Below are 23,150 nucleotides of genomic sequence, written 5' to 3'. Positions count from 1 at the left end.
TTCCGTCGGCATGGAACTGGCTCTATCGCCGCATGCTCAAGCCGTAAGCGTTTATTGAGATTAGCCGGCGGATTCCCATTCACGACGCTTGCAATACCGGCGCGGGCCGCTAAAAGCCCGACTAAGAGGCTGGAGTGCTATCGGAGTCTCTCAATCCTTCGCCAGGAACGGTGCATGAAGCTCTTCGCGGGCAATTCCAACAGGGTGCTGGCCGAATCAGTCGCCCGTTACCTCAACATTCCGCTGGGCAAGGCCAGCGTCAGGCGCTTCGCCGACCAGGAAATCTTCGTCGAGATCCAGGAGAACGTGCGCGGCGAGGACGTCTTCATCCTGCAGTCCACCTCGTTCCCGACTAACGATCATTTGATGGAACTGCTCATCATGATCGACGCCTTCATGCGCTCCTCGGCCAAGCGCATCACTGCAGTTATTCCTTATTTCGGCTATGCCAGGCAGGATCGCCGCGCCTCGGGCCGCACACCGATCTCGGCCAAGCTGGTCGCCAACATGATCACGAGGGCGGGCGTCAACCGGGTGCTGACCCTGGATCTCCATGCCGGCCAGATTCAAGGTTTCTTCGACATCCCGACCGACAATCTGTTTTCCGTGCCGGTCATGGCCCGCGACGTAAAGGCGAAATACAAGCAGCTTGCCAATGTCATGGTGGTGTCGCCGGATGTCGGCGGCGTGGTCCGCGCCCGCGCGCTCGCCAAGCGCATCGACGCCCAGCTTGCCATCGTCGACAAGCGCCGCGAGCGCCCCGGCGAATCGGAAGTGATGAACGTCATCGGTGACGTGCGCGGCAAGGATTGCCTGTTGATCGACGACATCATCGATTCGGGCGGCACGCTGTGCAATGCGGCCGATGCGCTGCTTGCCGACGGCGCCACCAGTGTCACCGCCTATACTACCCATGGCGTTTTGTCCGGCGGCGCCATCGCCCGCATCGGCGCCTCGAAACTGCAGGAACTGGTCATCACCGATTCCATCCAGCCGACCCAGGCAGTGCTGGACGCCGCCAATATCCGCGTCATCTCCATCGCCGAATTGATGGGCGAGGCGATCTCGCGCACGGCGACCGAGGAATCGGTTTCGAGCCTGTTCGATTAATGCGTGTCGCGCAAAGTGCAGCGGTTTTGCGATAACGACATGCATAAAAGCAAGAACCCAAAGCGCGTCGCATGAGGCCGGTCGAACGCGACGCCCTTCAGGGCTGCGACTCAGGCCGAGCCGGACCGCTTATTCGTCGCACACCTTCGCCAGCGTCACGGGCGCCCCGCATGTAACCGCGTGGCGATGCTCCCAGCATGCGCTTGAACATGGTGATGAACGCCGGCACGCTGTCATAGCCGAGATCGAGCGCCACTCTCGTGATCGGCTCGCCGTCGGCCAGCCGTGGCAGCGCCGCGAACAGACAGGCCTGCTGACGCCAGGTCGACAGCGACAATCCGGTCTGGCGGTGGAACGCGCGGGTGAAAGAGCGGCGGCTCATGCCGACGATAGCGGCCCACTCGTCGATCGTCGCATGCGGTGACGGTGCCGAGACGAAGCGCCGGCACAGCGTCGCCAGCCTTGCATCGGACGGGAACGGAAGGCCGAGCGGCCGTTCCGGCAGGTTCGGGATTTCGTGCAGCAGGAGCTTCATGATCAGTCCGCCCCGCCCCTCCAGCTCGGCGCCTTGCGGCAGCTTTTCCGATTCCACGATCAGGCTGTGCATCAGGTCGGTGATGCCGACGACACGCAACCCGTCCGGCAGGCCGGGAATGGCCTCCGGCATCACATAGACGGACCGCATGCTGACGTCGCCCAGCATCTCGACGGAATGTTCGGTGCCGGCGGGGATCCACATCGCGTGGTCCGGAGGCACCATCCAGCGCCCATGCCGCGTCGTCACCAGCACGACACCGACCAGCGCGTGCAGCAACTGGCTGCGGCTATGATGGTGCCGTGGCACATGGTAGCCGTCCGGATATTCGGTCGGCAGCGCCACAGCCGGCCCTACGGCCTGCTCCAGCCATTGCCAGCGACGCTCATGCAACAGCCCGAGATCGGTGTCGCCCGCTCTGAACATTTCCCTGCCATGCGGCATCAGCTATGGCCCACTTGCGAAACTATTGGACCAAACCACGAAAGAAGTCGCGTGACAAGCAACGTATAAGGCTGCGGCCTATAAGACCGCCTGCGGGAGCGCCCGCCAAAAAGACCACGGAGCCTGCCTTGACCGATACCACAGCAACCGCCGACGCCAAGCCGGCAGCGGCCAGCCACATTTCAGCTCAGGCGACGGCCTTCACCGTCATCCTGGCGGTGAGCTTCTGCCATTGCATCAACGACATCATGCAGTCGCTGCTGTCGGCGATCTATCCGCTGCTGAAGGACAATTACGGTCTCGATTTCTGGCAGATCGGCCTTTTGACTTTCACCTTCCAGGTGACGGCATCCTTGCTGCAGCCGGTGATCGGCATGATTACCGACAAGCGGCCGATGCCCTATTCGCTGCCCTACGGCATGGCTTCTTCGCTGATCGGGCTGGTCGTGCTGGCCTATGCCGGACATTACTCGCTGCTCCTCATCGGCGCCTCGCTGATCGGCATCGGCTCGGCGATCTTCCACCCGGAATCCTCGCGCATCGCCCGCTTCGCCTCCGGTGGCCGGTTCGGTCTTGCGCAGTCGCTGTTCCAGGTCGGCGGCAATTTCGGCCAGGCGATGGGGCCGCTGCTGGCAGCCTTCATCGTCGTGCCCTTCGGCCAGACCAGCATCGCCTGGTTTGCCGGCGGCTCGCTGATCGGCATCATCGTGCTGTGGCAGGTTGGCGGCTGGTACAGCCGCCTGCGTGCCGCACAGGGCACCCGCAAGGCGGCAGGTTTCGTCTCGCCCTTCCCGCGCCGCAAGGTGATGGGAGCGCTGCTGGTGCTGACGCTGTTGGTATTGACCAAGAACGCCTATATTTCCAGCCTTGCCAGCTATTACACCTTCTATTCCATCCGTAAATTCGGCGTTTCAGTCCAGATGTCGCAAGTCATGCTGTTTCTGTTCCTCGGCGCCTCGGCCCTTGGCATCCTGCTCGGCGGCCCGTTCGGCGACCGCTACGGGCAGAAGGCGATGATCTGGTTCTCGATCGTCGGCGTGCTGCCCTTCACCCTGGCCTTGCCCTACGCCAATTTCGAGTGGACGATGGTTCTCACCGTGCTGATCGGCCTGATCCTGTCCTCGGCTTTCTCGAACATCGTCGTCTTCGCCCAGGAACTGGTGCCCGGCCGCGTCGGCATGATCGCCGGCATCTTCTTCGGCTTCGCCTTCGGCATGGGCGGCATCGCCGCCGCCGTGCTTGGCGTCGTCGCCGACATGAAAGGCATCGATTTCGTCTTCCAGGTCTGCTCGTATTTGCCGCTGCTCGGGCTACTGACGGTCCTCCTGCCTAACATGAAGGAAGCGAGGAAGGTGGAGGCTGCGGCCAGCTAAAAATCAGGTCATCTTCGGAATTGATACGAGGGCGCGACAGTTGCCGCGCCCTCGATGATTCTTTCACCATACGCCGGGTGAAAAGCCTGTTAGAGAGGGTCACCTCTGAAGGCAAAATTTTGGTCAGCAACGCCTTCAAGTTGAACATACCGGGCTCAGCCCTGATGCTGCGCAGCGCTCCGCGCCAGGAAAGGCAATTCGCTTATGTCCAGACTAAAAGGCAAGGCCGCATTGATTACCGGCGGCACCAGCGGCATCGGCCTGGTGACGGCACGACGTTTCATCGAGGAAGGTGCGCGCGTCGCTATCACCGGAACAAATGCGAGCCGTCTCGAGGAGGCGCGCACCATCCTCGGCAGTGATGTGCTTGTCATTGCCGCCGACGCCGGAGATGCTGCTGCCCAGAACGACATAGCGCGGCGGATCGAGGAAACCTTCGGCAAGCTCGACGCTCTCTTCCTCAATGCCGGTATCGCCGACCTGCGCCCGCTTGGCGACTGGACCGAGGCCGCGTTTGACAGGAGCATCGACGTCGACCTCAAGGGGCCGTACTTCCTGGTCAAGGCGCTCGTTCCGCTGTTTTCGAACCCGTCGTCGATCATCCTCAGCGGCTCGGTCAACGCGCATATGGGAATGGCTGGAACGCACGTCTATGCGCTGGCCAAGGCCGGCATGATTTCGCTCGCCCGGACGCTCTCGGGCGAACTGATAGAACGCGGTATTCGCGCCAATGTGATCAGCCCGGGTCCGATCGACACTCCGCTCAACGACAAACTTGGGCTGGACCCCGAAGCGGCGAAGGCGCGTGCGAAAGCTGTGGTCGGCCTGGTGCCTGCCCGTCGTTTCGGAACCGCCGAGGAAATTGCCAACGCGGTGGTTTTTCTTGCTTCGGACGAATGCCCGTTCATGGTCGGTGCGGAAATGCTGATCGATGGCGGCTTGAGCATCGCCTGACATCGGCACGACCTGACACGAGATCACCCGCAGATGGCGGGTTTTTTGTTGCGTTCTGAAAGGCCTTACGCCCTGAAGAAGGCCAGCATGTCGGTGTTTATAACATCGGCATGGGTGGTCGCCATACTATGGGGGAAACCCTTGTAGTCCTGTCGCCTGCCATGACTTGCACCCTTTCCCGCCTTCGGCTATAGAGCCGCCACCCGCGTAGACACCCTTGGAGGCAACGCGGCGGAAGGCTGCCTTCCCTTGTGATCCCGAACAAAGGTCCGCTTGCTTATGCGGCTGCCGGCTTTCGGATATGCAGGCCCGGCGGCTTTCGACGTTTACGGCCCCGGCACGTTGCCGGCCGTGAGCGCTCCAGAACAACGCGAAAGGAAATGCCATGAGCCACGATACTTACGAGCTCAACGCCGAAGCGCGCGAACAGGTCGGTAAGGGGTCCGCCCGTGCAGTTCGCCGCAACGGTAAAGTGCCTGCAGTGATTTACGGCGACAAGCAGCCTCCCCTGGCGATTGCGCTGACCTACAAGGACATCTACTACAAGATCCATGGCGGCGGGTTTCTGACCACGGTCGCCACGATCGATGTCGACGGCAACAAGATCCAGGTTCTGCCCAAGGATTTTCAGCTCGACCCGGTCAAGGATTTCCCTGTCCATGTCGATTTCCTGCGCATCGGCAAGGATACCGAAGTCAACGTCGATGTGCCCGTGCACTTCATCAATGAAGATAAGTCGCCCGGCATCAAGCGCGGCGGCGTGCTCAACATCGTGCGCCACGAGGTCGAGTTCCACTGCCCGGCCAATGCGATCCCGGATTTCATCATCGTGGATCTCACCGGTACCGATATCGGCGATTCGATCCACATTTCGGCCGTCACCTTGCCGGCCGGCGTCAAGCCGGTGATCTCCGACCGCGACTTCACCATCGCGACCATTGCCGGCTCCTCGGCGATGAAGCCGGAGGCTGCGGAAGAGACGACTGAAGCGGCTGCGCCCGAAGCGGCTCCTGCCGCTGAAGAGAAGTAACCCCTTCCCGCCCGGAGGCGACGATGCTTGTCTTTGCAGGCCTCGGCAATCCGGGCGCGAAATACGCCAACAACCGGCACAATGTCGGCTTCATGGCGGCGGACGCGATCGCCCGCCGCCATTCCTTTTCGCCCTGGTCGAAGAAATTCCAGGGTCTGATCGCCGAAGGCACGCTTGCCGGCGAAAAGGTGATCCTGATCAAGCCGCAGACCTTCATGAACCTGTCCGGCCAGTCGGTCGGCGAAGCCTTGCGCTTCTACAAGCTCGGCCCTTCGGCGCTGACTGTCTTTTATGACGAGATCGACCTTGCCGCCGGCAAGGTGCGGGTCAAGGTCGGTGGCGGTTCCGGCGGCCACAACGGCATCCGCTCGCTCGACCAGCACGTCGGCAAGGATTTTCGCCGTGTGCGCATCGGCGTCGGCCATCCCGGCGTCAAGGAAATGGTGCACGGCCATGTGCTTGGCGATTTCGCCAAGGGCGACCGCGAATGGCTGGACGTGCTGCTCGACGCAATCGCCGATGGTGCCGGATTGCTTGCCAAGCGCGACGACAATTCGTTCATGAACCGCGTGACGCTGGCGCTGCGCGACAAGCTCACGCCGACGGACGACGACGATCGCCCGCCGCCCAAGGCGCCAAAGGCGCAAAGCCACGTCCGCCAGGCGCGGCCTCAGCAGCCGGCGGCCAAGCTGCCCGAAACCGGCCCGATGGCGGCCATGCTGAAGAAGCTTTTTGGCGGCAAGGACTGAGCCATGGATCTGGATGACATTCAGGAATTGGTCCGTCTCATCAGACAGAAGTATGTTGATTATTTCGTCGCCGCTGCCGGCGAAGTTGCTCGCAACAGCCAAGGATCGCATGCGACCGAAATCAAGTTTTCGAACGTCGATTCCTTCTATCGAAATTTCATCGCGGTTGATTTCGTCAGTAATGACGGACAGCCAAATCCGCAATTCATCAACAGCGATTCCTATGTGAAATTCTCTCCGGATATTCACGCCGGGATGGGTGGAATGGATGTCCTCATCTCACCTTTCAGGTGGGATGAGGTTCATTTTAAATTCCCTATAAATGAGCTCGACGGCGATCTCTTCGACGAATGGTTTCGCGGCTGGTTCGATATCGATGGCGAGCGTGAAACATCGGAGACCGTCGGAAACGTCATTCACAGTGCGCAATTGCTCGACGGGCAACTGACCATCGATTTCGGAACCGCTGAGGTCGACGCGTTCTGGCATCTTCTGCAAATACTGAGCAGGTCCGGCGTTCGTTCGTTGGCGATAGGCACCGATGACATCGCGCAGCGTCTGAATTGAATTGCGCCTTGACGATCATCGGCGCTTTCGCCCATAGCCCTGATCAAATTTCGATTTCCCGATAGGACCAGACAAAAATGGGTTTCAAATGCGGCATCGTTGGCTTGCCCAATGTCGGCAAGTCGACGCTCTTCAATGCGTTGACCAGGACGGCGGCGGCGCAGGCCGCCAATTATCCGTTCTGCACCATCGAACCGAATACCGGCGAGGTGGCGGTGCCCGACCCGCGCCTGCAGAAGATCGCCGCGATCGGCAAGTCGAAGGAGATCATCCCGACCCGCATCTCGTTCGTCGACATTGCCGGCCTGGTGCGTGGCGCCTCCAAAGGCGAAGGGCTTGGCAACCAGTTCCTCGCCAACATCCGTGAGGTCGACGCCATCGTCCATGTGCTGCGCTGCTTCGAGGATGACGACGTCACCCATGTCGAGGGCCGCATCGATCCTGTCGCTGATGCCGAGACCGTCGAAACCGAATTGATGCTTGCCGACCTCGACAGCCTTGAGCGCCGCATCGTGCAGATCCGCAAGCGTGCCGCCGGCAAGGACAAGGAAGCAGCGACCGTACTTCCGATGATGGAAGCGGCGCTTGAACTGCTGCAGGCCGGCAAGCCCGCCCGCATCCTGCTCAACGGCATCTCGGCTGAGGATCTGCGCATCCTGCAGGGGCTGAATCTCTTGACCTCACACCCGGTGCTTTACGTCTGCAACGTCGCGGAAGCCGATGCCGCCACCGGCAACGCGCATACTAGGGCGGTCGAGAAGATGGCCGCCGCGCAAGGTGCCCGCACCGTTGTGATTTCCGCGGCGATCGAGGCCGAGGTCGCCCAGCTCTCGGACGAAGAGGAAATGGAATTTCTGGCAACGCTCGGCCTGGACGAACCCGGCCTGAACAAGGTGATCCGCGCCGGCTACGAGCTGCTCAAGCTCATCACCTACTTTACCGTCGGGCCGAAGGAGACACGCGCCTGGACCGTGCACAAGGGCGCCAAGGCGCCGCAGGCGGCAGGCGTCATCCACACCGATTTCGAGCGCGGCTTCATCCGCGCCCAGACCATCGCCTATGACGACTTCGTCAGGCTGGGCGGCGAAGTGGCGGCCAAGGAGGCCGGCAAGGCGCGCGACGAAGGCAAGGAGTATGTCGTCCAGGACGGCGACATCATGCTGTTTAAGTTCAACACCTGACCTGACGCCACTTGATATGAAAAAATTCCTACGGTAGACTTATTGGGGTATTTACAATCTTCAGGCAGTCTTAAATGGACGAAGAGAAGAGCGGAAATGGCCGAGACATCAATCGAATGGACTGACGCGACGTGGAATCCCGTTGCAGGGTGCACGATCCTCACGGGAGGTTGCACCAACTGCTACGCCATGCGCATGGCAGCCCGCCTCGAGGCGATGGGCGTCGAGAAGTACGTCGGACTGACACGGAAAAGCGGTGGACGGGCGAAGTGGACGGGCAAGATAAGGGTTGATCGCGCTTCTCTCGACATCCCCGCTTCGTGGAAGAAGCCTCGCCGTGTTTTCGTCAATTCGATGTCCGACCTTTTCCATGCCGATGTGCCGGCGGACTTCATCCATGAGGTTTGGCGCGTTATGGGCGCGACCTCACGCCACACCTACCAAATCCTCACCAAGCGGCCAGACAGGATGGCGGAAATCCTGTCAAAGGATGGCTTTAAAGTATTGCCGAATGTGTGGCTTGGAACAAGCGTGGAGGATAGTCGCGTACTTCACAGATTGGATGAACTTCGAGCCGTTCCAGCGACCATAAGGTTTGTCTCCTATGAGCCACTGATAGGCTCTGTGGCGGGTGCAAGCCTGGAAGGCATTCATTGGGCGATAGTCGGCGGAGAGAGCGGTCCCAATGCACGTCCGATGGATCCGAAGTGGATCGATGAGATATTCGACCAATGCACTGATGCTGATGCAGCGTTCTTTTTCAAACAATGGGGCGGGAAGAACAAGAAAGCGATGGGTCGAACCTATCGTGAGCGCTTGTGGGATGGCCTGCCAGAATTGAGAATGTGAGATGCCATGTCTGTCGCCAGTTTCACGGCTGCCGAGCTGGTGTTCGATACCGCAAAGAAGAGGGACGCCAGCGGCGCACCATTCTTGTGGTGCAGACGGACTGGGTTGAGGACAGCGCCCTTAAAGACTGTTTCGAGGCGCTCTTTCACATAGGCCTCGATTGCATTTACATCGGCCCTGCGCACAGCCTGTCCTTGCGTTTCGAAAATGTCTTCCCGCGTAACCTCGTGATTGTACCAACGGGAACGCCAGTCGGTCGCACCTAAGACGCGATCTAGACTTGCTTGCTTGCCAAGATCGAGTTTCTTCGGATCGTGAGGGGCATTCCTGTATAGGCCCGACAGCGGAAAGAAGTACCAGCAATCCAGCGCCTGGGTCTTCGCAATTGCCTCCACCGTCGCCCAAGACACCTCCATACCGTAGGGGTCCAGAAAGATGACCCCCGTATTCCGCGTCCAATAGTTTTAGTGCCTCGCCAGGGGGTATTCGCACATAAGCGTTGGACGAGTTTATTGGCATCACCATTTCGCGGGATAATCTTGCGATCTGGGTACTCACCAACCAATGTCTGGAGTTCAGAGAATCGAGAGGCGTCTTGCTCGATCAGAACAACCGAGTGCATTGGTGGATCGATCTCGATCGCGATCCGCGCCGATCCTGGTGTCGTGACTTCCTCCGGTTCGGCAAAATCTGGTCCAAACAAGGGCAAACCAGGGCGCACCTCAGTGCGGGTGCCAGATCCAGCAAACGCATCAATGTAGATGCAGGCGAACTGCTGATTTCGGAGTGCAATAGAAAATGACTGTAAATACTCCTGCAAACATCGAAGTTTTTTCGATGTATCGGGCCCGCCAAAGACATGTTTTGCCAATTTTCGATATCCCCAATCCCAGCGTATATCCAAGCTGAGAATTAAACGGGTGTCTAGATCGTTTACTGCGGGTAAAAGATGAATAAGGCCAAGCGTCGCTCGGCCTCATAACGGTTGCCTGCGCCATTGCAGCCCCGGCCCGATCACAGCTTCGTGCAGGCAGGACTTGCGCCTTTCCGCTCGGCTTGACTGCCCTTGGTGCCAGGTCTAAGGGGCGTCTGCACCGGGCTCGTGCATTCGTCGAAAGCACCCGTCCAGTGCAATCCGAAACGACGCGCCCACTCGAAGCCATCCTTTTGGCAACAGCAAGGGAGACCCGGCGATGATCAAGGCCTTCGTCGTCGACAATGATCGCCTGCGCCTGGTCGACGATCTCCTGCAAAACAGCGACACTGTCGTCTGGGTCGACCTCTTCAACCCGACAAAGGAAGAAGAGACTTCAATCGAGACCTGGCTCGGCGTCGCCGTTCCGACCCGCGAAGAGATGGAAGAGATCGAGATCTCGAGCCGTCTCTACGTCGAGGACGGCGCCTACTTCATGACCGCCATTCTGCCTGCGCAGACAGAGGTGAACGATCCGTTGATGTCGCCGGTTACCTTCGTGCTCGCCGGCAGCAGGCTGATCACCGTGCGGTACCACGAACCGAAGGCGTTCAAGACCTTTCCGCTGCGCGCCGAAAAGGTGGCGACCGGTTGCACCAGCGGTGACACCATCCTGATCGGACTGCTGGAGGCGATCGTCGACCGCCTCGCCGACATTCTGGAGCGCGCCGGCCGCGACGTCGAGGCGATCTCGCGCGACATCTTCGAGGCACGCTCGACCAAGGTTTCCAAGCGCAACCGCGACTTCCAGGAGCTGTTGAAAGGCATTGGCCGCAAGGAGGACCTCGCCTCCTCGATCCGCGACAGCCTGATCTCGCTGCAGCGCCTTGCCGGCTTTCTCGCCCATGCCTCCACGCAAAGCAGGATGAGCAAGGACAGCCGCGCTCGCATCAAGACCTTGTCGCGCGACGTCCTGTCGCTCGCCGACCACGCCACCTTCCTGTCGCAGAAGATCAGCTTCCTGCTCGACGCGACGCTCGGCATGATCTCGATCGAGCAGAACGCCATCATCAAGATCTTCTCGGTCGCCGCTGTCATCTTCCTGCCGCCGACGCTTGTCGCTTCAATCTACGGCATGAATTTCGACATCATCCCCGAGCTCAAATGGCACTTTGGCTATCCCTTCGCCATCGGCATGATGGTGCTTTCGGCAATCCTGCCCTTCTGGTATTTCCGCCGCCGCGGCTGGCTATAGGGTCGTCAATACCGCGCTGCGGCTTGGGCGCAGCGGGCTGGCGCAATAGAAATTGCTTGACCAAATGCCACGCTGCCTGCATCCGGGACCCGGACCCGTAGCGATCGTACAATCCTGAACAGGATTTTCCAGACCATGACCGCAAAGACCTGGGCTTATGAGGATTTTATCGAGGGCGCTTCGCTCGACCTCGGCACCAAGCTGGTAAGTGCCGCCGAAATCATAGAATTCGCCGGTGAATTCGATGCCCAGCCGATGCATCTCGACGCGGCCGCGGGCCAGGCCAGCATTCTCGGCGGGCTGGCGGCTTCGGGCTGGCACACCTGCGCCATGTTCATGCGCATGCTGTGCGATGCCTTCCTGCTCGACTCGACCTCGCAGGGCGCGCCGGGCGTCGACCAGGTCAAATGGAAACGGCCAGTCCTGGCCGGCGACCTGTTGACCGGCAGCACCACCGTCCTTGCCAAGCGACTGTCCAGATCGAAGCCCCGGCTTGGCCTGGTGACCATGCGCAGCGAGTTGTTCAACCAGCGCGGCGAAGGTGTTTTCGAGCTCGAAAACACCGTCATGTTCCTCACCCGCGAGGGCCGTGCGTGAGCCTCGACGAATTCTTCTGCATCGGTATCACCGTCACGCTCGGTTCACATCGATTCGAACCGGAGGCGATCAAGGCGTTCGCCCGCAAATACGACCCGCAGATATTCCATATCGACGAAGAGGCGGCGAGGAACAGCATATTCGGCGGGCTCTGCGCCTCGGGCTGGCACACCGCCGCCACCTGGATGAAATTGAACCTCGAGGCTGGCATAGAGGCAGAGGTCGCCCGCTGGCTCGGTCCCGGGCCGGTGCCGGAATTCGGTCCCTCACCCGGCTTCAAGAACCTCAAATGGCCCAAACCTGTCTATGCCGGGGAAACCGTGACTTTCACCCGCACCGCGCTGGCCCATCGCCCCATCGCCTCGCGACCGGGCTGGCGGCTGCTGACGCTCCGCTCGGAGGCCTTCGATTCGACCGGCGACAAGGTCATCGAATTCGAAAGTGCCGTGCTGGTGAAGGTGGAATGAGCGGAGTTCTTTCCCTCTCCCACAGGGGAGAAGGAAGAAACGCTCAATGCCCCTCAAACCCGATCAGCGTCCTCACCGGTACGCCGAGCGCCTCTAACCTCTCTCGGCCGCCAAGGTCCGGCAGGTCGATGATGAAGCAGGCGGCGAGGATATCGGCGCCGATCTGCCGCAATAGCATGACGGCCGCCTCGGCCGTGCCGCCGGTGGCGATCAAATCGTCGACGAGGATTACCTTCTCGCCTGGAGAAACACCGTCCTTGTGCATCTCCATCTCGTCCAGCCCGTATTCCAGGCTGTAGGCGACGCGCACCGTCTCGTAAGGCAACTTGCCCTTCTTGCGGATCGGCACGAAGCCGGCCGAGAGCTGGTGGGCGATGGCGCCGCCGAGGATGAAGCCGCGCGCCTCGATGCCGGCGATCTTGTCGATCTTGAGGCCGGCATAGGGATGCACCAGCTCGTCGATGGCGCGGCGGAAGGCCCGCGCATTGCCGAGCAGCGTGGTGATGTCGCGAAACAGGATGCCCGGCTTGGGATAATCCGGAATGGTGCGGATCGCGGCAAGCAGCGTCTCTTCGAGCGAGGATTTCATCAAGCGGCTCTCCGGGCCTTTCAGATTCGGCTGAAGACGTGAAGGGAATTGGCCAATCGTAACCCGCTGCAGCTAAGTCCGGCTACCGCCATGTGACGCCTGACGGAAAATTGTCCGGCAAAGGGCGTGCTCAGCGACGGCTGCAATGAATCGAAATGCCTGCAATGAAAAGGGCGCCTTTCGACGCCCTCGCATTCTCGTATATCGCAGGGCTCAGTGCGCCACGCCGGCCCACACCTTGCGCTTGGTCAGGTAGACCAGTGCGCCGAACAGCAGCAGGAAGACCAGTACGCGAAAGCCGGTCTTCTTGCGGTCCTCGAGATGCGGTTCGGCCGCCCACATCAGGAAGGCCGACACGTCGCGAGAATACTGGTCGACCGTCTGCGGCGCGCCGTCATCATAGGTAACCTGGCCGTCGGAGAGCGGCTTCGGCATCTTCAGCGACACACCGGACAGGAAGTACGGATTGTAGTGCGTGCCTTCCGGTATGACCATGCCCGCCGGCGGCTGCTGGTCGTAGCCGGTCAGCAGCGAGTGGATGTAGTCGGGACCGCCCTGGGCATATTGCGTGAAGATGTCGAAGACGAAGCGCGGGAAGCCGCGCTCAACGCCGCGCGCCTTGGCCAGCAGCGACATGTCGGGCGGTGCTGCGCCGCCATTGGCCGCCGCCGCCGCTTCCGCATTGGGGAACGGCGCCGGGAAATGGTCGGACGGCTTGCCGGGGCGATCGAACATGTCGCCGGCATCGTTCGGGCCGTCGTGGATCGTGTATTCGGCCGCCAGCGTCTTGATCTGCGCATCCGAATAGCCAAGGCCTTCCACCGTGCGGAACGCCACCAAATTCATCGAATGACAGGCTGAGCAGACTTCCTTGTAGACCTTCAGCCCGCGCTGCAGTTGGGCCTTGTCGTAGGTGCCGAACGGCCCGGCGAAGCTCCAGTCCATTTCCTTTGGTTCGTGTATCGGGAAATGCGTCGGCGCCGCCTCGTTGTGCGCCTCTTCCTGGGCGCGCGCTCCAGTGCCTGTGGCCCCAATGCCCGCGGCCACAAGGCCAAGCAGCGCCAGTGAGGTGAGAATCTTCTTCATGCAAATCCCCTTGAGATTCTCTGACGCGCTGTCATCGTCTCGAGCATGATCTTGTCCGAAAACCGGTTTCCACTTTTCGGGATCATGCTCAGCCTTTGGTTTCCGGCGCGGCCGTGGCGCCGGCAGGATGTCCACCGCCACCCTTATTCTTCCCGAGCACTGCCTCGGTGATCGAATTCGGCAGCCGCCGCGGCGTCTCGATCAGCCCAAGTACCGGCAGCGCTACCAGGAAGAAGGCGAAGTAGAACAGCGTCGCCATCTGCGCCATGAACACATAGCTGCCCTCGGCCGGCTGCGAGCCCAGCCAGCCGAGCAGGATGGCGTCGGCCACGAACAGCCAGAAGAACAGCTTGTACCAGGGCCGGTAGACTGCCGAGCGCACCTTCGAGGTGTCGAGCCACGGCACCAGGAACAGCATGACAATCGCGCCGAACATGCAGAGCACGCCGCCGAGTTTGGAATTGATGGGCCCGATATTGAAGGTGATAGCGCGCAGGATCGCGTAGAACGGCAGGAAGTACCATTCCGGCACAATGTGGGCCGGCGTCTTCAGGGGGTTGGCAACGGTGTAATTGTCCGGATGGCCGAGATAGTTCGGCAGATAAAAGACGAAATAGGCGAAGACGAACAGGAACACGATCATGCCGAACCCATCCTTGATGGTCGCGTAAGGCGTGAAGGCGAGCGTGTCGGTCTTCGATTTGACCTCGATGCCGGTCGGATTGTTCTGGCCGACGACGTGAAGCGCCCAGATGTGCAGCACGACAACGCCGGCGATCATGAACGGCAGCAGGTAATGCAGCGCAAAGAAGCGGTTCAGCGTCGGATTGTCGACCGCGAAGCCGCCGAGCAAAAGCTGCTGGATCCAGTCGCCGACCAGCGGGATCGCCGTGAAGAAGCCGGTGATGACGGTGGCGCCCCAGAAGCTCATCTGGCCCCAGGGCAGCACATAGCCCATGAACCCGGTCGCCATCATCAAGAGGTAGATGATGCAGCCGAGGATCCACAGCAGCTCGCGCGGCGCCTTGTAGGAGCCGTAGTAGAGCCCGCGGAAGATATGGATGTAGACGGCGATGAAGAAGAACGACGCGCCGTTCGAATGCAGGTAGCGCAGCAGCCAGCCGGAATTGACGTCGCGCATGATCTTCTCGACCGAATCGAAGGCGAGAGTGCTGTCGGCCGCGTAGTGCATGGCCAGCACGATGCCGGTCAGGATCTGCGCCGCCAGCATGAGCGCGAGGATGCCGCCGAAGGTCCAGGCGTAATTCAAATTGCGCGGCACCGGATAGGCGATGAAGCTGTCATAGACCAGCCGCGGCAGCGGCATGCGCGAATCGAACCAGCGTCCGATCCCGGTCTTGGGCGTATAGGTCGAGTGTCCCTCGCTCATGGAAAATATCCCTTGCCTCAGCCGATACGGATCTTGGTGTCGGAAATGAACTGGAACACCGGCACCGCCATGTTCTCGGGCGCCGGCCCCTTCCGGATGCGGCCGGCGGTATCGTATACGGAACCGTGGCACGGGCAGAACCAGCCGCCGAAATCGCCTTCCTGGCCGAGCGGAATGCAGCCGAGATGGGTGCAGACCTGGACCATCACCATCCAGGCTTCCTTGCCCGGCGTGGTGCGGTTGGCGTCGGTTGCCGGGGCGTCGGCCGGCAAATTGGCGTTGCGGGCGATTGGATCCTTGAGCTCGGCGAGATTGACCGCCTCGCCGTCCTTCATCTCTTGCTCGGTGCGGTTGCGCACGACCACCGGCTTGCCCCGCCACTTCACAACGAGCGACATTCCTGGCGTCAGCGAAGATACGTCGACCTCGACCGAGGCGAGCGCCAGCGTCGAGGCATCCGGGCGCATCTGATCGATGAACGGCCAAGCGACAGCGCCCGCGCCGACCACCGCCGCCATGCCAGTGGCGACGTAGAGAAAATCACGACGGTTGGGATCCTGGGTGTCGGTTGCGCTCACGGGTGCCTGATCCTTTCGCCTCTTCCGTGCCGGCGGCCGAGCCTTGTTCCCCGCTCAATCGCGCCGGCCCGACTGCGCATGGCGAACAGGCTAGCGAATTCCTCCGGCATTTGGGACTTGGGTTTATGCGTGAAGCCTGTTTTTGTCCAGACGGGTGAAGGCACAAGGGCAGATTGTCGCGGGGACGTCATTTGCCCGATGGAATGATTGGAAAATCGCAGCAAAACCAAACGGCTGCGTTCGCCTCGACAGCTGGCGCTGGCCCGGTTTATCCTCGGCCTATGGCGCATGTCATAGACCGCGACAAGTGGGCCGAAGCGCCCGACCACTGGCCCGACCACTGGCAGGGCGAGTTGCAATGCGGCGCCTACGGCTCCAACAGCTGCCTGATCTTCAACTACCTGCCCGAGATCGGCGGCGGCCCCAGGCTGCACAGCCACCCCTATTGCGAGATTTTTATCATCCGGACCGGGACCGGCCTGTTCACCGTCGGCGACCGGCAGATCGAGGCCACAGCCGGCCAGATCCTGATCGTGCCGCCGAACACGCCGCACAAATTCACCAATCTCGGGCCAGGCCCGCTGGAAACCACCGACATACACGAGAACGGCAGCTTCATCACCGAGTGGCTGGAATAACGCTTCCCAAACCAGTTCCGGTTCGGATCATGCGCTAGCGCCGAGCCTGGCCAGCACGGCCTTGGGAATGTTGTATTCCCGGATCACCGCGTCGTGCTTGCGCAGGCCGCAGAGTTCGCGCTGGATGAAATACCCGTGCACCGCTTCGGCTGCATCCCTGAGCAGCCGGGCACGGTCGACACTGTCGCAATTCTCGCGCAGCCTCGTCAATGTTTCCTCGACGCGCCGGCCGGCGCGGCCGAGCGCTGCCGCCTTTTCACCGAGGATTTCATGGCCAAGCAGGTCCAACGCGCTCTCCTGCGCGCCGGACCGTCCGAAATTCGATGGCATTCTCACCGCCATGATTTCACTCCGCTTTATAGAAAACTACTCCGCCGGCCGGGTCTCGGCCAACGCGCTCTCTTCGTTGAACAGGAAGCCGCCGGACTGCCGCTTCCACAGCCTGGCATAGAGCCCGTCGAGCCCGACCAGCTCGTCATGCGTGCCTTGCTCGACGATGCGGCCCTCGTCGAGCACCACCAGCCGGTCGAGTGCCGCAATGGTCGACAGCCGATGCGCGATGGCGATGACCGTCTTGCCTTCCATCAGCCTTGCCAGATTTTCCTGGATCGCCGCCTCGATGTCGGAATCGAGCGCCGAGGTCGCCTCATCGAGCACCAGGATCGGTGCATCCTTGAGGAAGACGCGGGCGATCGCCACGCGCTGGCGCTGGCCGCCGGAGAGCTTGACGCCGCGCTCGCCGACATAGGCCTCGTAGCCGATACGATCGCGATTGTCGCGCAGACCGAGGATGAACTCGTGCGCCTCGGCCTTCTTCGCTGCCGCGACCACCTCGGCGTCGGTCGCTTCCGGCATGCCGAGCTTGATGTTGTCGCGCAGCGAGCGGTGGAAAAGTGCCGTATCCTGGCTGACGACGCCGATATTGGCGCGCAGCGAATTCTGCGTGACCCTGGAGACGTCCTGCCCGTCAATGGTGATCTTGCCGCTCTCGAGGTCGTAGAGGCGCAGGATCAGATTGACCAAGGTCGTCTTGCCGGCGCCGGACGGGCCGACCAGGCCGACCTTTTCGCCCGGCCGCACGACGAGGTCGATGCCGTCGAGCACGCCGGACCCCTTGCCGTAGTGGAACTCGACATTGCTGACGTCGATGCGCCCGCCGACGACGACAATCTCTTTCGCGTCCGGCGCATCGGTCAGGCCGAGCGGCTGTGAGATCAGCGCCTTGGAGTTTTCCAGCACGCCGAGGTTCCGCAAGATGCCGTTGAGCTGCATCATCAGCCGGCCGAGCAGCATGTTCAGCCGCAGCACCAAAGACAGCGTGAAAGCCACGGCGCCGACTGTGATCGAGCCCTCGACCCAGAGATAAACGGCAAAGCAGGCGATCGCCGTGATCATAATGCCCGACAGCATCGTCAGTGCCATGCGCACGCCGGTCAGCCGGCGGGTGAACGGGCGCAGCGCGTCGAGATAGATGTCGAAGCCGTTCCTGATGTAGCGGTCGTCGCCATCGGCCGAGAACAGTTTCAGCGTCTGCACGTTCGAATAGGAATCGACAAGGCGGCCGGTGATCATCGAGCCGGCTTCGGCGGTGGCTTCGGCATGCTTGCGGATCGCCGGCAAATAGCGCCTGGCCAGCAAGCCGAAGGCGGTAATCCAGATCACCACCAGCACCGCCAGCCGGAGATCGAGCCCGGCGACCAGCGCCAGCGTCGTCACCGTATAGACGACCATGAACCAGACGACCTCGATGAAGCTTTCCATCAGATCGCCGGTCGCCTGTCCCGCCTGCCAGACCTTGGTCGCGATACGTCCGGCAAAGTCGTTCTGGAAGAAGGCGTAGGATTGGCGCGAGACATGGCGATGCGCCTGCCAGCGCACCAGATTATAGAAACCCGGCGTGATCGTCTGCTCGTCGACCAGCGCCGACAGGCCGACGACGATGGTGCGGATGACCAGCACCACCGCGATCATGAAGACAAGTTCCGGGCCGGCGGCAGTCCACAACGCGTGCCAGCTGCGTTCGCCGGGAAGCTGGTCGAGGATGTCGACCAGCCGCCCGACGAAATAGAACAGTCCGGCTTCGACTAACGGCGCGATGCCGCCGATCAGCAGCATGGCGAAGAAGGCGATCTTCGCCTGCCCGACATAATGCCAGAGGAAACCCCTGACGCCGGCTGGTGGCCGAAGGTCCGCAGGCTCCCGGAATGGATAGACCCAGTTCTCGAACCAGCGGTAGATGGCAGTCATTCGGCGGCTTCACCCTTGACGAGTGCATCGTTGGCGGCTGCATCATTGGCAGAGGGGACGTCGTCGAGCAGGAAGCCGCCCGACTGGCGCTGCCAGAGCTGGGCGTAGAGCCCGCCGCTGGCAACCAGTTCCTCATGCGAACCTTCCTCGATGACGCGGCCCTTGTCCATGACGACGAGCCGGTCCATGGCGGCGATCGTCGACAGCCGGTGCGCAATGGCGATGACGGTCTTGCCTTGCATCAGTCTGTAGAGGTTCTCCTGGATGGCCGCCTCGGCCTCGGAATCTAGGGCGGAGGTCGCTTCGTCGAGGATAAGGATTGGTGCGTCCTTCAGCATAACACGGGCTATGGCGATGCGTTGCCGCTGGCCGCCGGACAATTTGACGCCGCGATCACCGACATGCGCGTCGAAACCCTTTCGACCGTTAGAATCCGACAATCCGGCGATGAAATCCAGCGCCTCGGCGCGCCGCGCCGCCTCGATCAGCATCTGGTCACTGGCGTCCGGCCGGCCATAGAGGATATTCTCGCGCACCGAGCGATGCAGCAGCGAGGTGTCCTGCGTGACCATGCCGATCTGGGCGCGCAGCGAGTCCTGCGTCACCGCCGCAATGTCCTGGCCGTCGATCAGGACCTTGCCGCTTTCGAGGTCATAGAAGCGCAACAGAAGATTGACCAGCGTCGACTTGCCGGCACCCGAACGGCCGACGATGCCGACCTTCTCGCCCGGCTTCACCGTCAGCGACAGGCTTTCGATCACGCCCTTCTGCTTGCCATAATGGAAGCGGATGTCCTCAAAACGGATCTCGCCCTTGGTCACGGCAATATCCTTGGCGCCAGGCCGGTCTTCGACGAGGCGCGGCAGCGAGATCGAGGCGATGCCGTCCTGCACCGTGCCGATATTCTCGAACAGCGTGGACATCTCCCACATGATCCATTGCGACATGCCCCAGAGCCGAAGCACGAGGCCGATGACCAGGGCGACGGCGCCGATCGTCACGGCTTGGCCGAGCCACAGCCATAGCGAGATTGCGGTGACCGAAAACAACAGCAGCGAATTCAGGACGTAGAGCAGGCCGTAGAGTTGTGTCACCAGCCGCATCGACCGGTAGACTGTATCGAGAAAGCCGGCCATACCGTCCTTGGCGAAGGATGCCTCGCGCCGCGCATGCGAGAACAGCTTGACCGTCTGGATGTTGGAGTAGCTGTCGACGACACGGCCGGTCATGGTTGAGCGCGCATTGGCCTGCTCCTCGCCGACCTTGCCCAGCCGCGGGATGAAATAGCGCAACAGCAGGACATATCCGGCAAGCCAGACGGCAAGCGGCGCAGCCAGCCGCCAGTCTGCCGAGCCGACAATGAACAGCATGCCGAGAAAATAGACGACGATATAGTTGAGCACATCGATGAGCTTGATGACGCACTCGCGCACCGCGAGCGCGGTCTGCATCAGCTTGGTCGCGATGCGCCCGGCAAACTCGTCCTGATAGAAGCTCATCGACTGCTTGAGCAGGTAACGATGCACCTGCCAGCGGATACGCATCGGATAATTACCCATCAGCGTCTGCTGGTTGAGCAGCGAATGGAACCAGACCGTCGCCGGCAGCGCGAAAACCACGATGAATGCCATGCCGACCAGCTTCAAGCCTTCGGTCTGCAGGAACGTCTCGCGATTCTGTCCGGACAGCCAGTCGACGATCCGGCCCATGAAGCCGAACATCCACACCTCGGCAAGGGCGATGGCCGTCACCAGTACCGCATCGAGAGCGATGTAGGGCCACGCGCCGCGCGTATAATGCACGCAGAAGGCGATCAGTGTCTGCGGCGGCTCGACCGGCTCCTTGGCAGGGAACGGATCGAGCCTTTTTTCAAACCAGCTAAACATAGAGATGCTCACAATACTGTTTCCGCTCACGCAGCACGCGAACGGACGAGGTGCCCAGACCGCATGGCGTCAAGGACCGGCGATACGGAATCGTCCGCCTCGCCGGTCCTGCTTCGCGCTATATAGGTTGTCGCGGGCCTTTCGCCGACAGTCTCGTTTGAGGATGCTGACGACGTTTTGACGATCCGGATTTTCGCGCCGGTTTTTGCACCGGGCCGGATCAGCCTGATGATCCGGCGCACCAGCGACGGCCGGCTATAGTCCGGAACGGCGCGCGAGAAATCGACGTCCGGCAGCATGCCGCGATGCGGACGCCGGCGGGTCTCGGCGTGAACCGCCGACGAGTAGGTCTCGCCGATCAAAAGCGCCCAGGTCGCAGTCTTGCGCTCGTGCAGGCTTCTTGAGCCGGGTATTCTACAGGGATCGAACATCGGTCCGTCCTCCAGTTGAAGATGCAGGTAGAAGGGTGAACCAACCCAGGCCGCGGGCACGCGCGGCGCGGCAAAGGTGGCATCTGTCGAAGCGTGTTCAGGTGGGGCGTTCAGCCCCTTCCACAGCTTGAAAAACATCGCAGGATTCCTTCAAAGGCCGAAAAAGGTTTCGGCGGGAATCGGTGCGATTGAAGTCTAGAAGGTCAGGAGAATCGTCGTACCGAAACCGCCGTCGGGCTGGTAAGCCCACGAGAGGGGTGGTGGATGTGCATGGCCATCATGAATTACCCCTCCATCGGTTCGGGTTGACAATGCTGGGCGTATAACCGACTTCGCAGAAAATGACCACCCGCCAGTCCAGGAATTTCCAAAACCGCGAGAGCTCTGTGGCTGATCTGCCACTTATTAGAAAGACGCGGAAATGAACGACCGTCTCCGCATCGCGCTCTACCAGCCTGATATCGCCGGCAACACCGGGACAATCCTGCGCTTCGCCGCTTGCCTCGGTCTCGGCGTCGACATCATCGAACCGACGGGCTTCCCGCTCTCCGACCGTACGCTGAAACGCGCCGGCATGGACTACCTCGAAATGGCGGCGCTGACCCGCCATGTCGACTGGCACGCCTTTGAGGACTGGCGCAGACTCGGCAACCGACGGCTGGTGCTGCTTTCGACCAAAGCCACGACCGCCTACACGGATTTCGCCTTTGCCGGCGACGACATTCTCTTGTTCGGCCGTGAATCCGCAGGCGTGCCGGACGCCGTTCACGAGGCGGCGGATGCGCGACTGATCATCCCGATGCAGCCCGGCGCGCGCAGCATCAACGTCGCGCTTTCCGTTGCGATGGTGGCGGGCGAGGCGATCCGGCAGCTCGGCTAGGATGTGTACGCGATCGCCGGCCGCAGCGACCAAGGCGTCGTCCTCACGCAACACTGCGTCCTCTCCGGTCATTCTCATCCAGACGCCCATCGCCTTCTCCTGCCGTTTGCATCTTCGAGGCTTCTTCGCTACAAGCTCAACTTAACTTGAGGTCAAGCGGAAAATCGGAGATGGCTGCGGCAACGGAATTAACAGTCGGCCAGGTGGCGATGCGCAGCGGCGTGGCGGTGTCGGCGCTGCATTTCTACGAAGCACGCGGGCTGATCCGCAGCCACCGCACATCAGGCAACCAGCGGCGTTACGGCCGCGACGTGCTGCGACGGGTGGCGATCATCAAGGTAGCGCAGGAGGTCGGCATTTCGCTGGCCGAGATCGGCACAGCCCTTCGATCATTGCCTGAAGGCCGGACGCCGACGCGCGAGGATTGGAACCTGCTTTCGACGGCTTGGCGCGACGACCTCGACCAGAAAATTAGTCAGCTCAAGAAGCTGCGCGACGGGCTGAGCGACTGCATCGGCTGCGGCTGCATGTCGATCGACAAATGTCCGCTGCGGAATAAGAACGACAGGCTGGCAAGGGACGGCGCGGGCGCCCGCAGGCTGGTCGTGCGTTGAAGTCATGACGGTCTGGACGGGTTCAGCGAACTTATCCTGTCCGTTAGTCACTATACAGTCTTGTGAAGTTCATGTGCCCGTGCTTGATACGCCCCTGCAACTAACCTTGGGGGGCAGAATTGAAATTTGCATACAAGACTTACGCCGCGTTGCTTGGCGCCATTGTGTTGGCTGGATGCATGCCGAGCGAAGGTGAATGGAATACGGCAAGGACTTTGGTTCAGGGCAGTCCTGCCATGTATAAGAAAGTGCTTACGGAATGCATCAGGCATTCGGAGCAATCGCCTCTCAGTTCGAAGCAGGAAGCTGGCAAGATCATGAATGTCAGCGCAGCCGCGGCGCCACGTGTCTGGTGCGGAAACCGTGCGGGCCTTCGCGAATGGGCGCCTGACGTATGCCGAGATGAAAAGAGCGCATCTTGGAACGGGCGACAGAAGCGTGTTTGTCAAGATCGTTCAGGGCAGATGAACTAGCCCTGATACGTTCAGCCTCGAGACCGGAGCGTTAATCCGCCGCCGGCAGCCGCCTGATGGTGAATTCGATGACGTCGCCCGGCCGCTCGAACCAGCTTTCGATCTCGGTCCAATAGGCCTGCTTAGGAAAGCGCTCGAACCATTCCTTCGCCTTGAGACGAGCATCGGAGCGCGGCAGCACGAAGGTCTCGCGCAGGAAGCCGTCGCGCGGCATGCGCGCGTTCTCGGCGCGCGAACGGTCGAGCCTCTTCTTCAGGCCATCCAGCGGCGGTCTTGCCGGGGTGCGCACGAAAGAACTCCATTCACACCCCCCC

Annotated in this window: 25 protein-coding genes and 2 pseudogenes; 14 read left to right on the top strand and 13 right to left on the bottom strand. The window is 61.2% G+C overall.

Annotation, left to right across the window (positions count from 1 at the left end; translation table 11 throughout):
* Window positions 1-174: 174 nt before the first annotated feature.
* Window positions 175-1,110 (top strand): ribose-phosphate pyrophosphokinase, encoded by a 936-nt coding sequence (locus NKJ91_RS19845; protein WP_023678427.1) that lies wholly within the window; start codon window positions 175-177, stop codon window positions 1,108-1,110.
* A 97-nt stretch (window positions 1,111-1,207) separates the two neighbouring features.
* Here the strand turns inward: NKJ91_RS19845 and NKJ91_RS19840 are convergent, their stop codons facing one another.
* Window positions 1,208-2,089 (bottom strand): AraC family transcriptional regulator, encoded by an 882-nt coding sequence (locus tag NKJ91_RS19840; protein ID WP_023678428.1) that lies wholly within the window; start codon window positions 2,087-2,089, stop codon window positions 1,208-1,210.
* Between the two features lie 128 nt (window positions 2,090-2,217).
* Here NKJ91_RS19840 and NKJ91_RS19835 point away from each other — a divergent pair, with 128 nt between their 5' ends.
* Window positions 2,218-3,462, top strand: a complete 1,245-nt coding sequence (locus tag NKJ91_RS19835; protein WP_352456919.1) for an MFS transporter — start codon at window positions 2,218-2,220, stop codon at window positions 3,460-3,462.
* Window positions 3,463-3,666: 204 nt separating this feature from the next.
* On the top strand, window positions 3,667-4,416 hold the full coding sequence (locus tag NKJ91_RS19830; protein ID WP_352456918.1) for an SDR family oxidoreductase: 750 nt from the start codon (window positions 3,667-3,669) through the stop codon (window positions 4,414-4,416).
* Window positions 4,417-4,481: 65 nt separating this feature from the next.
* Here the strand turns inward: NKJ91_RS19830 and NKJ91_RS19825 are convergent.
* Window positions 4,482-4,577 (bottom strand): annotated as a pseudogene (locus tag NKJ91_RS19825) (alpha/beta fold hydrolase); the annotation flags it as partial.
* A gap of 224 nt (window positions 4,578-4,801) precedes the next feature.
* On the opposite strand from NKJ91_RS19825, the gene NKJ91_RS19820 reads away from it, so the two are divergent.
* The 5 genes from NKJ91_RS19820 to NKJ91_RS19800 all read left to right on the top strand — a co-directional run bounded on the left by NKJ91_RS19820 (window position 4,802) and on the right by NKJ91_RS19800 (window position 8,792).
* A complete protein-coding gene (locus tag NKJ91_RS19820) occupies window positions 4,802-5,446 on the top strand; it encodes a 50S ribosomal protein L25/general stress protein Ctc (RefSeq protein ID WP_352456917.1) in 645 nt (214 codons plus the stop codon).
* Between the two features lie 23 nt (window positions 5,447-5,469).
* The gene (gene pth / locus NKJ91_RS19815; RefSeq protein WP_352456916.1) at window positions 5,470-6,195 is read left to right on the top strand and encodes an aminoacyl-tRNA hydrolase; all 726 of its coding nucleotides are present in this window, start codon (window positions 5,470-5,472) and stop codon (window positions 6,193-6,195) included.
* Window positions 6,196-6,198: 3 nt separating this feature from the next.
* Window positions 6,199-6,762, top strand: a complete 564-nt coding sequence (locus NKJ91_RS19810; protein ID WP_352456915.1) for a hypothetical protein — start codon at window positions 6,199-6,201, stop codon at window positions 6,760-6,762.
* A gap of 77 nt (window positions 6,763-6,839) precedes the next feature.
* On the top strand, window positions 6,840-7,943 hold the full coding sequence (gene ychF, locus NKJ91_RS19805; RefSeq protein ID WP_352456913.1) for a redox-regulated ATPase YchF: 1,104 nt from the start codon (window positions 6,840-6,842) through the stop codon (window positions 7,941-7,943).
* 96 nt (window positions 7,944-8,039) lie between these two features.
* A complete protein-coding gene (locus tag NKJ91_RS19800; RefSeq protein WP_352456912.1) occupies window positions 8,040-8,792 on the top strand; it encodes a DUF5131 family protein in 753 nt (250 codons plus the stop codon).
* Here NKJ91_RS19800 and tcmP (NKJ91_RS19795) read toward each other — a convergent pair.
* Together tcmP (NKJ91_RS19795) and tcmP (NKJ91_RS19790) are read right to left on the bottom strand one after the other, a co-directional pair.
* Window positions 8,747-9,208: a three-Cys-motif partner protein TcmP gene (gene tcmP, locus NKJ91_RS19795; RefSeq protein WP_352456911.1), complete on the bottom strand. Its 462-nt coding sequence runs from the start codon at window positions 9,206-9,208 to the stop codon at window positions 8,747-8,749. The genes NKJ91_RS19800 and tcmP (NKJ91_RS19795) overlap by 46 nt on opposite strands.
* Window positions 9,209-9,321: 113 nt before the next feature.
* A pseudogene (tcmP, locus tag NKJ91_RS19790) lies at window positions 9,322-9,612 on the bottom strand (three-Cys-motif partner protein TcmP); the annotation flags it as partial.
* 373 nt (window positions 9,613-9,985) lie between these two features.
* On the opposite strand from tcmP (NKJ91_RS19790), the gene corA reads away from it, so the two are divergent.
* The 3 genes from corA (at window position 9,986) to NKJ91_RS19775 (ending at window position 12,024) form a co-directional block, all read left to right on the top strand.
* On the top strand, window positions 9,986-10,960 hold the full coding sequence (corA, locus tag NKJ91_RS19785) for a magnesium/cobalt transporter CorA (protein WP_023678442.1): 975 nt from the start codon (window positions 9,986-9,988) through the stop codon (window positions 10,958-10,960).
* Between the two features lie 135 nt (window positions 10,961-11,095).
* Entirely contained in the window at window positions 11,096-11,557 is a 462-nt protein-coding gene (locus NKJ91_RS19780) for a MaoC family dehydratase (protein ID WP_352456910.1), read from the top strand.
* The gene (locus NKJ91_RS19775) at window positions 11,554-12,024 is read left to right on the top strand and encodes a MaoC family dehydratase (protein WP_352456909.1); all 471 of its coding nucleotides are present in this window, start codon (window positions 11,554-11,556) and stop codon (window positions 12,022-12,024) included. Before NKJ91_RS19780 ends, NKJ91_RS19775 begins: the two co-directional genes overlap by 4 nt.
* A 43-nt stretch (window positions 12,025-12,067) precedes the next feature.
* Here NKJ91_RS19775 and NKJ91_RS19770 read toward each other — a convergent pair whose 3' ends face one another.
* The 4 genes from NKJ91_RS19770 to petA all read right to left on the bottom strand — a co-directional run bounded on the left by NKJ91_RS19770 (window position 12,068) and on the right by petA (window position 15,667).
* Window positions 12,068-12,613: an adenine phosphoribosyltransferase gene (locus tag NKJ91_RS19770; protein WP_352456908.1), complete on the bottom strand. Its 546-nt coding sequence runs from the start codon at window positions 12,611-12,613 to the stop codon at window positions 12,068-12,070.
* Between the two features lie 213 nt (window positions 12,614-12,826).
* Window positions 12,827-13,699: a cytochrome c1 gene (locus tag NKJ91_RS19765; RefSeq protein WP_352456907.1), complete on the bottom strand. Its 873-nt coding sequence runs from the start codon at window positions 13,697-13,699 to the stop codon at window positions 12,827-12,829.
* Between the two features lie 88 nt (window positions 13,700-13,787).
* Window positions 13,788-15,089, bottom strand: coding sequence for a cytochrome b (locus NKJ91_RS19760; protein WP_352450515.1), 1,302 nt, complete (start codon window positions 15,087-15,089; stop codon window positions 13,788-13,790).
* Window positions 15,090-15,106: 17 nt separating this feature from the next.
* On the bottom strand, window positions 15,107-15,667 hold the full coding sequence (gene petA / locus NKJ91_RS19755) for a ubiquinol-cytochrome c reductase iron-sulfur subunit (RefSeq protein WP_023719206.1): 561 nt from the start codon (window positions 15,665-15,667) through the stop codon (window positions 15,107-15,109).
* A gap of 281 nt (window positions 15,668-15,948) precedes the next feature.
* Here petA and NKJ91_RS19750 point away from each other — a divergent pair, with 281 nt between their 5' ends.
* Entirely contained in the window at window positions 15,949-16,305 is a 357-nt protein-coding gene (locus NKJ91_RS19750) for a cupin domain-containing protein (protein WP_023679479.1), read from the top strand.
* A 27-nt stretch (window positions 16,306-16,332) separates the two neighbouring features.
* Here the strand turns inward: NKJ91_RS19750 and NKJ91_RS19745 are convergent, their stop codons facing one another.
* From NKJ91_RS19745 to NKJ91_RS19730, 4 genes are read right to left on the bottom strand one after another with little or no spacing between them, the layout of a single operon-like run.
* Window positions 16,333-16,647 (bottom strand): DUF6665 family protein, encoded by a 315-nt coding sequence (locus NKJ91_RS19745; RefSeq protein ID WP_023679480.1) that lies wholly within the window; start codon window positions 16,645-16,647, stop codon window positions 16,333-16,335.
* A 24-nt stretch (window positions 16,648-16,671) separates the two neighbouring features.
* Window positions 16,672-18,552: an ABC transporter ATP-binding protein gene (locus NKJ91_RS19740; protein ID WP_023679481.1), complete on the bottom strand. Its 1,881-nt coding sequence runs from the start codon at window positions 18,550-18,552 to the stop codon at window positions 16,672-16,674.
* The gene (locus NKJ91_RS19735) at window positions 18,549-20,438 is read right to left on the bottom strand and encodes an ABC transporter ATP-binding protein (RefSeq protein ID WP_352456906.1); all 1,890 of its coding nucleotides are present in this window, start codon (window positions 20,436-20,438) and stop codon (window positions 18,549-18,551) included. The genes NKJ91_RS19740 and NKJ91_RS19735 overlap by 4 nt, the downstream gene beginning before the upstream one ends.
* Before the next feature lie 26 nt (window positions 20,439-20,464).
* Window positions 20,465-21,007: a hypothetical protein gene (locus NKJ91_RS19730; RefSeq protein WP_352456905.1), complete on the bottom strand. Its 543-nt coding sequence runs from the start codon at window positions 21,005-21,007 to the stop codon at window positions 20,465-20,467.
* A gap of 283 nt (window positions 21,008-21,290) precedes the next feature.
* On the opposite strand from NKJ91_RS19730, the gene NKJ91_RS19725 reads away from it, so the two are divergent.
* Entirely contained in the window at window positions 21,291-21,749 is a 459-nt protein-coding gene (locus tag NKJ91_RS19725; RefSeq protein WP_352456904.1) for a tRNA (cytidine(34)-2'-O)-methyltransferase, read from the top strand.
* Between the two features lie 170 nt (window positions 21,750-21,919).
* Window positions 21,920-22,363 carry a redox-sensitive transcriptional activator SoxR gene (gene soxR, locus NKJ91_RS19720; protein ID WP_023679485.1) on the top strand — a complete coding sequence of 148 codons (444 nt, stop codon included), beginning with the start codon at window positions 21,920-21,922 and terminating at the stop codon, window positions 22,361-22,363.
* A 504-nt stretch (window positions 22,364-22,867) separates the two neighbouring features.
* Here the strand turns inward: soxR and NKJ91_RS19715 are convergent.
* On the bottom strand, window positions 22,868-23,125 hold the full coding sequence (locus tag NKJ91_RS19715; RefSeq protein WP_023679487.1) for a hypothetical protein: 258 nt from the start codon (window positions 23,123-23,125) through the stop codon (window positions 22,868-22,870).
* Window positions 23,126-23,150 lie beyond the last annotated feature (25 nt).

This window comes from Mesorhizobium sp. M0040 (genome assembly GCF_040323505.1).
Lineage (GTDB): Bacteria > Pseudomonadota > Alphaproteobacteria > Rhizobiales > Rhizobiaceae > Mesorhizobium.
Note: the sequence above shows the minus strand (reverse complement) of the source record. Positions and strands in the feature narration are given on the sequence as shown.